Annotated in this window: 9 protein-coding genes and 1 pseudogene; 1 reads left to right on the forward strand and 9 read right to left on the reverse strand. The window is 57.4% G+C overall.

Translation table 11 applies throughout. The annotated features are described in order from the left end of the window. The 8 genes and pseudogenes from K419_RS22240 to K419_RS0116790 form a co-directional block, all read right to left on the reverse strand. Positions 1 to 329, reverse strand: a pseudogene (locus K419_RS22240) (transposase); the annotation flags it as partial. Next, positions 299 to 559: a DUF7673 family protein gene (locus tag K419_RS24505; RefSeq protein WP_051293074.1), complete on the reverse strand. Its 261-nt coding sequence runs from the start codon at positions 557 to 559 to the stop codon at positions 299 to 301. The gene K419_RS24505 and the pseudogene K419_RS22240, both read right to left, overlap by 31 nt. A gap of 567 nt (positions 560 to 1,126) precedes the next feature. Next, positions 1,127 to 2,131, reverse strand: coding sequence for a response regulator (locus tag K419_RS22835; protein ID WP_051293076.1), 1,005 nt, complete (start codon positions 2,129 to 2,131; stop codon positions 1,127 to 1,129). 21 nt (positions 2,132 to 2,152) lie between these two features. After that, entirely contained in the window at positions 2,153 to 3,181 is a 1,029-nt protein-coding gene (gene cheB, locus K419_RS0116770; RefSeq protein ID WP_026842579.1) for a chemotaxis-specific protein-glutamate methyltransferase CheB, read from the reverse strand. 1 nt (position 3,182) lies between these two features. Next, a complete protein-coding gene (locus K419_RS0116775) occupies positions 3,183 to 5,447 on the reverse strand; it encodes a hybrid sensor histidine kinase/response regulator (RefSeq protein WP_026842580.1) in 2,265 nt (754 codons plus the stop codon). Between the two features lie 26 nt (positions 5,448 to 5,473). After that, positions 5,474 to 6,925, reverse strand: a complete 1,452-nt coding sequence (locus K419_RS0116780) for a HAMP domain-containing methyl-accepting chemotaxis protein (RefSeq protein WP_026842581.1) — start codon at positions 6,923 to 6,925, stop codon at positions 5,474 to 5,476. A 54-nt stretch (positions 6,926 to 6,979) separates the two neighbouring features. Then, positions 6,980 to 8,008 carry a chemotaxis protein CheW gene (locus tag K419_RS0116785; protein ID WP_026842582.1) on the reverse strand — a complete coding sequence of 343 codons (1,029 nt, stop codon included), beginning with the start codon at positions 8,006 to 8,008 and terminating at the stop codon, positions 6,980 to 6,982. Beyond that, the gene (locus tag K419_RS0116790) at positions 7,992 to 9,509 is read right to left on the reverse strand and encodes a CheR family methyltransferase (protein WP_226377722.1); all 1,518 of its coding nucleotides are present in this window, start codon (positions 9,507 to 9,509) and stop codon (positions 7,992 to 7,994) included. The genes K419_RS0116785 and K419_RS0116790 overlap by 17 nt, the downstream gene beginning before the upstream one ends. A gap of 444 nt (positions 9,510 to 9,953) precedes the next feature. On the opposite strand from K419_RS0116790, the gene K419_RS0116795 reads away from it, so the two are divergent. Next, a complete protein-coding gene (locus tag K419_RS0116795; protein WP_026842584.1) occupies positions 9,954 to 11,180 on the forward strand; it encodes a GGDEF domain-containing protein in 1,227 nt (408 codons plus the stop codon). A 6-nt stretch (positions 11,181 to 11,186) separates the two neighbouring features. Here K419_RS0116795 and K419_RS0116800 read toward each other — a convergent pair whose 3' ends face one another. After that, positions 11,187 to 11,756, reverse strand: a complete 570-nt coding sequence (locus K419_RS0116800; protein ID WP_026842585.1) for a response regulator — start codon at positions 11,754 to 11,756, stop codon at positions 11,187 to 11,189. Between the last annotated feature and the right edge of the window lie 4 nt (positions 11,757 to 11,760).

Raw genomic sequence — 11,760 nt, forward strand, 5'->3', positions numbered from 1 at the left:
GTGATGATTCTCATGCCATCCCAAAGAAGAGAGGCGTCAGTGGGATCGTGCACATCGGTTTCGATGGCGGTCGAATCGACACGCATCTTGCGGCCGTTCTCTATGCCCAGCTTCTGCGCATACCGCATCAGGCAGATGTGGATGGCTTCCCAAGTCTCTTCCGAAATGGGTTTGATGTTCTCCTGAAGAGTCGATGACGACGGATACTGCCCCATCTCCAGACGGGCGAAGGCTCGGAAAGAGTTGGAGTCCTCGAGATGGAAAGAAAGTTCTTCGTAAGAGAGGGCGCGGATCTGTTTCAGTGCGCAGGCCCGCAACACCTGCTCGGCTCGGCCGGATGAGCTGTTGTGTGGAATAGGGAGATAACCGCCATCGCATAATCATGATTATCCCTGCTGAGCACGTGTATGTCAGTAACATCCAACTGATAATCGTCACCATTATAGGCCGACAGCAACACCTGCGCTGCCACCCTACTCCCGCCACAGTTCATCTGAGCCAGTTCAACCATTGCAGCTATGGCCACTGCATATTCATGCCGCTCAACCCGAAAACCCATGCTGTCCCCTTTTTATTAAAAGACAAAAGACCTAGGAATGCAAACACACTCCTGCTGCACGCCATAGAGTTTTCTTTAGCAAAGTACGGGCCAGTTGAGAGAGGCGATATAAGGGCAATTAATAGCCCGCCCAAATATATAATCGTTAACAGAGACTGCTACTGGTCCTCCAAGGCAATAACAGCCGAATTGACGCCATATATTTGGCGCCAAAAAAACTGACTCACTCAAGCGGACACTCAGCAAGACTGCTTGCTGGCTTTACTTCACGTGCAGACTCCACCATGAGGACAGCTGACTCTGTGTCAGAAATAGCAAATAGAGCTGCTTTCTCATAGCACCCTTTTGTCTTGACATCACTGAGCCTCCCCAGGCGACAAAGGAGCGAATGATAAACCGGACATGCTGACTGTCTGGCGGCCACCATACTGTTCCTTCATGCAATTGTACACTTAGTCAAAATCCGAAGCCAATCCACAGCTAGGTAAGCAAATATTCCAGCTCTGCGGTCCGCATCGTCACCTGCTCTTCCAGGTGCTAGCCGTACATCAGAAGTTCTTTCTCAGCCTACCGTTTTTGGGTGATGTCGTCGATATCGGAGAAGAAATAAAGCGGTGTTTCCTGCTCATTCAGCCGCAGTGCGAGCCCCACGTTTACCCACAGCGTCTTCCCCGTGCGGTGGAGGTACCTGCTGGTCAAGCGCGCCGACTTCAGCGCGCCTCGCGTCATGTCTTCCATGGCATTCTGGTAGCGCATGATCTCCTCGGGATGCATGATTTCTTGCCAAGTGCGCTGCTCAAGTTCCTCCAGCGCATAACCGAGCATATCGCTGAAGGCGGTGTTCACCTCCATCCTCCCGTCGGGGAAGGTGATGACCTTGGCCATCACGGAGTTAGCGAAGAGGTACTCGAACTTCTCTTCGCTGCAGCGAAGTTCCTCCTCGGTGCGTTTCCGCTCCTCGATTTGGTCGGTAAGACTTTTTGTCCTTTCCTTTACCTTTACCTCCATGAGCTCGGTCAGGGACCTCAGCTCCCCCTGCGCCCTGGTCAGCTCCTGGCTCTGCCAAATGGCGCTTTCATAGGTTGACATCAAAAAACTCAGCGTCTGCGCACGCTCCGAGCTAGCATCGTACAGGGTCCCCTGGTAATCGAATGAAGCGAATTGAAAAGGGTTCTCTGTCAGCGACCTGACCTTAGTGAGGATCAAGTCCTCGCTCACGGCCTTAAGCATATAGGCGTCGGCGCCGGATTGAAGTCCGCGCAGTATCTCCTCGGATTCATAGAGCTGCGTCAGGAGCACGACAGGGATTCTTCTGAACCGCTCCGTGTCCTTGATCGCCCGGCACATCTCGTATCCGTCCATAACCGGCATCACGACGTCTGACAACACCAGCGCCGGGGGCGACTCCTGCATCCGCACTAGCCCTTCTGCGCCGTTTCGGGCCACGCTGACTTTGTACCCCTCTCGCACCAGCATGCGCTTTAAAATTTCGGCCTGGATGGCACTATCTTCGACCACAAGGATGGAAATCCCCATTTTATCGTCCATTTCTTTTCCGTTTGCGAGATTCATGATTTTACCCTTCACTTTGAACTAAAGTTGGTGAACCAAATGGGCGGCAATCCCCTCAAGAGGCAGAATCAGTCTTGCCGCGCCCAGTTCGATCGCCTGCTTGGGCATACCGAACACGACGCTGCTTCCCTGGTCCTGTGCGATGGTGAGGGCACCAGCCTGGTACAGGTCCAGCATCCCCTGTGCGCCATCGTCGCCCATTCCGGTCAAAAGCACCCCCGCAGCAGCGTTGCCGTAGCGTTGCGCTGCTGAGGACATGGTCGTGGATACTGAAGGGCGATGGCCGTTGCAGGGTGGGCGGGACGAGATGAGATAGCTGCCGTTTTTCTGGAACTCTAGGTGCATACCTTCCGGCGGGAAGCAAACGGTCCCTGGCACGGGAACGTCGCCTTCGCGTGCCGTCTTGATCCGCAGCGCGCAGCTACCCGACAGCCACTGCATAAGCCCTTCCTGGAAACCGAGACTTATATGCTGCACGCAGACGACTGGCGCCGGAAAATCTGCTGGGAGCCGAGAAAGGATGAGCTGAAGTGCCTGGGGGCCTCCGGTGGAGGCGCCTATCACCACTAGCCTCAACCGTGGCGGCTTCGCATTGGCAACTGGGGCTCGCGCCCCTCCGGACTCCTCGTACTTCCGGTATTTGCGAAAGACCCGCACCCCCGACAGGATGCGGACCTTCGCAACCAGCTCATCCCGTATCCTCAAGAATTCCGCGTCGCTGGATACGCGCGGCTTGGCCACCACATCGAGCGCCCCAGCCTCCATCATGTTGAAGGCGTCCAGCGACCCTTCTTCAGTTGAGACGCTGAGCACCAGCACTGGCCGCGGGAAAAGCGCCATGATCTGCCGGGTAAGTTCCAACCCGTTCAGCACCGGCATGTGCAGGTCGGTGCATACCACGTCCGGCTTCAGCGCAGGTATCAACTTTAACGCGTCCCTGCCGTTTTGCGCGGTGCCGACCACAAGGATGTCGGGGACTGAGTAGAGTGCCCGCTTCACCAGCGCGACCGCAATGGGGGAGTCGTCAACTATGAGCACTTTTATGGGCATGTCAGATGAGCCTCCTCATGGTCTCAAAGAGCAGTTTCTGGTCGAATGCCGGCTTAGTGATGTAGGCGTTGGCACCAGCCTCCATCCCCCGTCGCTTGTCCTCGTCTTTGGAGAGCATGGTAACCAGGATGATCGGGAGTTCGCCGTATTTCCGATTCTGCCTTACCTTCTGGGTCAGGGCAAGTCCATCCATGTTGGGCATGGTGATGTCGCTTACCAGCGCGTCGAAACTGCCGCTCCCGAGCTTGGCGAGTGCGTCCAGACCGTCTACCGCAGTTGTCACTTCGTAACCGAAACCTTCCAGGATACGTTTCATCTGCGTCCTAGTGGTCAGGCTGTCCTCGGCGACCAGGACCGTCTTCTTCCGCTCATGCTCTGCCACCGCCGTCTGTGCAAGCCCGTCCTGCCGCAACGCTGCCCCCAGCTCAGGAGGGTTGAGTATCATACAGACATCGCCGCTCCCCAAGATGGTAGCGCCGGAAATCCCTGGGATGTGCTTCAAAAGCGAGCTTTGCGGCTTCAGCACGATCTCCTGCTCGTCCAAGAGTTCGTCGACCAACAGTGCGAAACGCCTCCCGCCCCCGCTGTTGATGATGAGACAGGGGCTCTTCGCCTCGCCCGCGCCTTCCTCTTCGGGTAACGGGGCCTCATGGAGGAAATCGGTGCGGGCAAAGCTGAGCAGGTCGGAAAGGCGTGCCACGGCGACCGTCTGCCCCTCGGAGTGCACCGCGTCGCGCCCGTCGATGCTGAAAATCGAGCCCAGGTCAAGCTGGTAGGACTTGCGCACGTACTCAACCGGCAGCGCGTAGCTCACTCCACGGGCGGCGACGATGAGCACTCGGCCGGTAGCAAGAGTCAGCGGGAGAGCAATCTTAAGAGTGCATCCGTTCCCCGGGGTCGATTCCACCGTCACCGTCCCCTTGAGGCGCTCCACGTTGGTATGCACGACATCGAGCCCCACCCCTCTACCGGAGAGATCGGAGATAAAGGGGCTGGTCGAGAAACCTGAGGCGAAGATGAGGCCGCGCAACTGGTCGTCAGTCATGTCGGCAAGTTCCTCCTCTCTCCTGCCGCTTTTGCGGGCGGCGCGCCTGACTGCTTCCAGGTCCAAGCCGCGTCCATCGTCCTGCACCTCCACTACGATGTTCTCGGCGGTTCGATAAGCCCTGATGGAGATTGTTCCGTTACGAGGCTTGCCAAACTCCGCCCTCTCCGCGGGGAGCTCAAAGCCGTGGTCGACCGCGTTCCTGACGATGTGGATCAGCGGAGACTTCAGCTCCTCCAGGACTCGCTTGTCGGCGCAGGTTTCCCCTCCCTCGACAATCGTCTGCACCGTTTTCCCCTGCTCCAGGGAAAGGTCCCGCACCATGCGCGGCAGACTGTTGAAGATGGTGGAAAGCGGCAGCAGGCGCACCTCCAGGATTGCCTCCTCGATTGCCCCGCTCACGGTTTCCAGCCGTGAGTTGTCATCAGATGTTGAGCGCTTAACTTGGTCGAGGAGAGTTGAAAACTCCGATGTCCACTGTTCCAGCTCTGTGTCCCGCCGTGCCTTCAAGCACAGGGTCGTAGCGATTCTCTCCCAGGCGTCCGCAAGTCCGTCCATGTCGGTGCAGCGGCGCGCCACGCGATGTTTTGCCACGGTGAGCTCGCCAGCCAGGGTCATCAGTTGATCCAGTTTCCGCGTCTCCACGCGGATGGTATCGATGGAAAACGAGTCCAGCCGCGCGGAGGCGGGCAGGTGAAGACAAGGGGACACAGCAGCTATCGCCCCAGCCGCGGGGGCCGGCTCAACGTCCGCACCGCAGCTGGAAGGGTCCTCTTCTCCTTCGGGTTCTTCTGCGCTCTCTTCAGAGTCTCCCTCCTCGCGAGCTTTCTCAGCATCTTCTTGGGTTTCCTGCAGCTCCAGAGCGGCTAGGATCTCACCGACTTCGACGCCAGACTTTTCACCGGAAACTGCCTCCTCCGCCAGCCTTGCCATGGAGTCGACGCAGCGGTACATCACGTTTATCGCTTGCTGCGTCAGTTTTCTCCTGCCGCTTTTTGCCTCTCCTAGAAGGTCCTCGAAGCGGTGTGCGACCGTTTCGATATCTTCCAGCGCAAGCATGCGGCTCGCCCCCTTGAGACTGTGGGCTTCGCGGAACAGTTCCTCTATGATGGCCACGGTCTGCGGCGTTTTCTCCAGGTGCAACAGCCCCTCTTCCAGGAGTTGCAGATGCTCCCCGCTCTCGATCCTGAACAGCTCACGCATTTCAAGGTCTTCAATCATCGGATGCTCCCCAAGAGGCCTGCCGGTCACACAAGGCGCATAAGCTTCGCCGTGGCCTCGTTTAGGTTTTCGATCCCGATCTTCGTCTGCGTTATCCCGGCAGCCGTCTCCCTGGCACCCGCATTGATGCTGTTGGCGGCCTCGCCGACCTGCGTTATGGCGGTGGACTGCTCCCTGACGTTGAGCACAACCTGCTGCGCGTTTTGATAGGCGAGGCCGGTGGAGCCGAAAAGCCTGTCAAAGAGGTCGCTGACTCTTTGGGCGATCTCCGTGACGCTTTCTATGTTCCTGGTCCCCTCCTCGGTCTTCATGATGGTCGTGTCGGTTGCCTTCTGAATGCCTAGGACTATGTTTTTGGCCTGTTCCGCCGACTTCTTGCTCTCAACGGAGAGCTTGCGCACCTCCACCGCCACCACGGCGAACCCTTTGCCGTGCTCGCCGGCACGAGCTGCCTCGACCGCAGCGTTCAGCGCGAGCATATTGATCTGCACCGAGAGATCCTTCAACAACTCCGCGATGATTCCTATCTGCCCAGTCTGCTCGCTCAGGGAAAGTATCTGTTCGGCGATGATACCTACCTTCATCTTAAGGCTCTCCATCGCCTCAATTACCTCGCGTACCGCCTCGGTCCCTTCCTCCGCAAGGGTGCTCGCCTCCTTCGCCATCTCCGCTGCGGTCGCCGCCTGCTGAGCTGACTGCTGCGCCGATACCGACATCTCCTCCATGGTAGCCGTGGTCTCGTTCACCATGGCCGCCTGCTTGTTGGCCGTGGCCTCCTGCTGGGTGACGGTTGCCGCTATCTCCGTGGACGTGGACGACGCAGAGCTGACCGCCTCCTTGATGAACTGGCTGATCCGGGAAGCGATCCAGATCCCGGTCGCCAGCGCAACGGCCAGAGCAGCCAGAACACCCAGGACGAGGACGTAAACTAGCGTTTTCATGGCGTCCTGGGCCATCTGCTCGCTATGCTCCTTGACTTGGTTTTCCCTCTCCTGGAAGTCATCGATCAGCCTGTGCAGCTCTGCCAAGAGGCTCTTAGTCTCCCCTCTTTGATAACGCTCATTCACCTCCTGGGTTCTCCCCTGTTTTCCCAGGGCCACCAGCCCGATTGCATTCTCCCGGTAACTGTTGGCGGTGTCGAGGATCTTATGCAAGATCTCCCTTTCCTTACTGTCCATCACCAATCTTTTCAGGGCATCGGCAAGGGCGCCGTAGCGTTGAACCTCCTCCTCGAACTCCTTGAGTGATCCCTCGTTTTTATACAATAGGTACGCTCGCGACGTGCTCTGCATCTCCGACAGATTCTGCACGAAGTGATCGAAAGCCTCGACACTCTGGTTCTTCGCAGCGACGACGCGCGATTGCTCCTGCACCTTTTTAATGCTCGCATACACCATGATCGAGACGGCCAGCATCAGCAGCAGCGGGATGGTGTACCCCAATAGGATGCTGTACTTCAACCGCAAGTTCTTGAACATCTTACCCCTCCTTGTTGGGCGGATCGGTATCCGTCAGGTTATGTGGATATCAGTTCAGCAGGCGCCGCCCACCGCCAGACGTTCCTCCTTGAGGATCTCAGGGAGGTTCAGAACAGTCACCGCACTTTCTTCATAGAGGCAGGGACCGAGGGCCAGCCGCTCCATCGCGGGATGCACCGATGCAGGTAGCGGCGAGAGATCGGAAGCAGAAAACCTGACGATATCGATGATGTCGTCCACGGCTATGCCGACCTCGATATCCCCGACCGAGGCGACCACAACCTTTGACTCGCGAGTTAGCCGCCCCGGCGGCATCTGGAGCACCCCCCGGATGTCTACCACCAGTAGGATGCTGCCACGCAGGTTCATGTTGCCGACCACGTGGTCCGGGCAGTTGGGGAGAGGGGTGAGGTTTGTGACGGTCGAAAATTCCCGCACCGACTCTAGGTGAAAACCGAAATACTCCCCACCGAGGGAAACCACAGCCACCTGCTCCTTGCCTGGTGGATCCTCCCCCTCTGCTGCCATCATCAGTTCCAGGCTGCGACGGTGCAGCACCGCCTGTTCACGGTCCGGGGCCTCCTCCGTCTGCGGGGGTGCACAGGGCAAGGCGCAGTTGAAATCCGATGGGTAACCTGTGAACTCGGCACCGCTCCCTCGGGCTGTGAAGGCTATGACGCTCTCCGGGTCGAGAATCATGACGATTTCTTCCCGAACCTTGGCGCGCGAGGAGACCACGCGCCGTCCGGCGGGGGCGGAGGCTACCTCTTCGACCTGATCCGGCCGTATCGCGATGACGTCCCTCACGTCGTTCACCACGATTCCGACGATGTTCCCGTTCACGTGGATGACCACCATCGCTTCATCGGAACTGTGACGCTGCGGGGCTCGCCCGAAGAGAAGATCGAGATCAAGCACCGGGATGATTTTCCCGCCCAGGTTAATGACGCCCGCGACGTGAGGCTGCTCCTCCACTGGGGTTATCTCTGGGAGTCGAAAGGTGGCGTTCACCACCCGGGCGTCGAAAGCGTACAGTGAATCGCGCAGCGTGAACACCAGGTACTGGTCAGGTACGGTCTGCACTGATTTTCTCCTTCTTGCTTAGGCCAGCCAAGAGGTCATCGGCGTGCCGGAGCAGTTCCAGGGCTTTTGTGTCGCGGTAGAGCGGGATGAAACTCCCGGGGGGCATTCCCTTCAGGAGTTCGCGAGCGGACTGGATGGACTTGGCCGCCAGTCCATAGTTCTTCTCGCTCAGGTATATCTCACCCAGCTCCAAGTGGGGAGCGACTAGGCTGGGTTCGAGATAGATGGCTTTTTTGAGGCATTGTTTTGCGCTCCCACCATCTCCGTTTGCCTCAGATATCTGCGCCAGCAGAAAATACGGGAGAGGAGAGAGGGTATGGGACTTGATGACACTGCGACACATCCTGGCGGCATCGTGGTATTTCCCCTGGTCTGCGCAACTTCTGGCCTGCTCCAGACACGTCTCCAGGTCATGCGGCAGAACGTCGGCCGACGCGGGCTTTGCCGCATGACCGGAAAAAGTGTTCTTTGTCGAGGCTGCTGCGGGGTTCAGCCGTAGCTCCTTTTTGGTTCCTGCGGAACGTATTCGGGAAAGAGGGTGCGCCGGAAGGGGCATCGTGCTGATTACAGGCGGGGAAACAGCCGAGGTCAGTTCAGAGACCTTCTGAAGGATTATCTGATCGTCGATCATCCGCGATTTCAGCCGGTGCAGCGACTGCAGATGTAGTTCCCCGTGACCGGTCAGCAAAAATCCCCCTTCGGTGAGGGTGTCGGTGAATTTTGTCACCACTTGGCCGACCGCCTCCGGATGAAAGTAAATGAAGACGTTCCGGCACACGATGAGGTCCATGTTGCGGAGATCCAGAGAGGGGTCGGGGAAGGTGTCCTGCACGAGGTTACAGCAGCGGAAGGCGACCATGCTCCTGATATCTGGATCGATTTCCCAGCATCCTTCCCTCTTGGAGAAGAACCTGCTGCGTAGTTGCTGCTCGGTCTGACGGAAGGACCACTCCGTGTAGATACCTTTTTCAGCCTGCTCAATGACCTTGTTATTTATGTCCGTGCCGATGATCTGGATCTGCCAATTGCCCTGGGCAGGTAGCAGTTCCTTCACGATGACGGCGAGGGAGTACGGCTCCTCTCCCGAAGAGCAACCCGCGCTCCAGATGCGCAGCCGGCGCTGTCTGCTCCTTTTGATGAGTTCCGGAAGGATGCGATTTTTCAACAGGGCGAACTGGGCCTTATCCCTGAAAAAATACGATTCTCCGGTGGTCAGCAGCGCCGCCAGGACGCGCCACTCGCGTGCGCTCTCCCGTGTTTCGTCCTGGAGCAGCTCATAGTAGTCCCACGCAGAGCCGCGATACCTCACGATCCTTTCCTGTACCTTATTCCGGAAGACAGCCTGGTCCCGGTCCCGAAAGTTCAGACCAGTACGTGTCGCCACCAACTCCATGATTTCCAGCAACAGCGTCATCGGTGCCATTCCCTTGGCGATAGCAGCACTCTTTCCTGCATGTGGCGCAGCGAACCACGCCAGGATGCCTTCCGAATCGTCTGGCATGATGGCGTCAAGAGTACGTAAGGAGATAGATGTAATAGTAATTCAGGAGATGGGAACATAGCCTCGCATACACTCTAATGGGTCTGCTCTTTCATATAACAATCGTCATTCAACCAGGTATCTTTAGCGGAAAGTTGCAGTGCTAAATTCCGTCGGGGAAAAAGTCGTCAAAGAAGTCGCTAGAGAAGGTGCTTGGCTATATGTCCAAGTCGTGATCAGAGCAGGAAGGTTTTAACCGCTAAAGTTCGAGCCGCATTGATCCGAAAAAATAGCCATCATGTCTAGCGTAGGGTCGCACGTGGCGCGAACCGACGCAAGGTGCCGCCGTAGAGCACTATTTCTTCATCATGTCTCACATCAATCTCAGTATCGTTTTCCAGGCGGCGCTCTATTTGCCCGTTCCTAGGCGTAGAGAGATCCCAGGCAAAAAACAAGGAGAGGTTCGTGGAGCAACTCCGCATATCCCCCATCGGTAATCCTGAGAAAAATCCCGACTCCCTACTGCGCCTCTTCGTGGTGATCGCGCTGATATCCACCGTCGTCATAATCTCGGTGACTGGCCTTGTTTTCGTCGAGGTGCTGCAGCACCACGTGATCCGCAACTCCGAAGAAGACGCCATAAACGTAAGCAGCGCCCTCCTAGCCACCGAGCGGGGGCGCCTTACCACCAGGCAGCCAGACGGCAGCCTGAAAGTCGCCGTCGCTGCGGCTGGCCTGCCGGAGATGGACCGGCATTTCAGGAAGTTCCTCGCCCCCTTCGACATCGTCAAGATCAAGATCTACGCCGCCGACAGCAGGATCGTCTACAGCACCGAGGCAAGCCTTCTCGGTAAGGTAGACAATCAAAACGTCCGGCTGAACCATGCGTTGAAAGGGCTCTGCGATTCGAAGCTGGAGAGGAAGGAAGAGATGAAGGACCTGGCCTCCGAGTTGAAGTTCAACGTCGACGTGGTGGAAACCTACATCCCGATCTGGGATAACGGCCAGGTTATCGGGAGCTTCGAGATCTACATCGACGTCACAAAGTACCGCGAGGATACTTCAAATACAGCGGTATTGGCGCTCGGCGCCTTGGCGGGCATTTTGGTCGTCGTGTTCGGTATCTCTTTCTTCCTCATTCGCAGGGGGACCCGGGAGATCAAGGAAATTCAGGAGGTGCTGAGGAAGCAGAGCATAACCGATGCCCTCACCGGGACCTTCAACAAGAGGCAGATCGAGCTACTGGCCTGCAGGGAGTTCGCCCGCACCTCCCGCAGGAAGGGGAAGGGGCTCTCGGACGCGAATCTCGGCTTCATCATGATCGACATAGACCGATTCAAGGAAATAAACGACAACTACGGCCATCTGGCGGGGGATGTCATGCTGCAGCAGTTCGCGGCAAGGATCATGCGCTCCCTCCGAAGCTACGATTCAATCGGACGCTTCGGAGGCGAGGAGTTCCTGGTGATGCTCCCGGGCTCTAATCTCGAGCAGACGCGGGTCGTCGGGCAAAAAATTTGGGCGCTGCTTCGGGAAGAGCCGTACCTGTTCGAGGAGAGGGAAATCACCCTCACCGCGAGCTTGGGAACCGCCGCCGTCAAAGATGATGACACCGACCTGATCAAGGTTCTCAAGCGGGCGGACGAAAGACTCTATGCCGCCAAGAGCGCAGGGCGAGACCGCGTAGCCTGATCCCCATTAGCGGTCAACGTTGCAGCTGGCGATGATGTTCTGGATCTCCTCCTCTGTGACTTCCGTGTCGATCACTATCCCTCCGTCCTGATCCCTTCTTAGCTCGGAGATGCCTGGGTAGTTCAGCTCCAGGAACCTCAGTTCTTGGGACTGGTGCTCCACGGTGCGGAGCAGACGCCGGTTCTCGTATTCCAGGTCGTATTTCTCCACCGCGCTTCTCAAGGCCAGCTTCAGTTCAGTTTCATTCCAGGGTTTGGTGAAGAAACGGTAAATCTCACCCTTGTTTACCGCCCGCATGGTAGCCTCCACGCTGGCGTGGCCGGTCAACATAATCCTCACAGTCTCGGGATAAAGCTGCTTAACCACGGAAAGGAACTCGGCGCCATCCATTCCCGGCATCTTCTCGTCCGAGATCACCACCTTGAATGTCCGTTTCTCCATCAGTTGCAGCGCCTCTTTCCCTCCGGTGGACCCGGTCAAACGATAAGGCTCATCGTCCAACCCGCGCATGATGGCAGAGATGACGTTGGATTCGTCGTCCACGAGTAATATATCGTTTGCTTCCTTTGTTTCCATGCGA

The organism is Citrifermentans bremense R1 (genome assembly GCF_000426865.1).
GTDB classification, from domain to species: Bacteria; Desulfobacterota; Desulfuromonadia; order Geobacterales; family Geobacteraceae; genus Geomonas; species Geomonas bremensis.

Excerpts from the sequence above, each read along its gene's own strand:
- K419_RS24505 (WP_051293074.1), bottom strand. The coding sequence starts at position 559 with ATGGGTTTTCGGGTTGAGCGGCATGAATATGCAGTGGCCATAGCTGCA.
- K419_RS22835 (WP_051293076.1), bottom strand. The coding sequence starts at position 2,131 with ATGAATCTCGCAAACGGAAAAGAAATGGACGATAAAATGGGGATTTCC.
- cheB (WP_026842579.1), bottom strand. The coding sequence starts at position 3,181 with ATGCCCATAAAAGTGCTCATAGTTGACGACTCCCCCATTGCGGTCGCG.
- K419_RS0116775 (WP_026842580.1), bottom strand. The coding sequence starts at position 5,447 with ATGATTGAAGACCTTGAAATGCGTGAGCTGTTCAGGATCGAGAGCGGG.
- K419_RS0116780 (WP_026842581.1), bottom strand. The coding sequence starts at position 6,925 with ATGTTCAAGAACTTGCGGTTGAAGTACAGCATCCTATTGGGGTACACC.
- K419_RS0116790 (WP_226377722.1), bottom strand. The coding sequence starts at position 9,509 with ATGCCAGACGATTCGGAAGGCATCCTGGCGTGGTTCGCTGCGCCACAT.
- K419_RS0116800 (WP_026842585.1), bottom strand. The coding sequence starts at position 11,756 with ATGGAAACAAAGGAAGCAAACGATATATTACTCGTGGACGACGAATCC.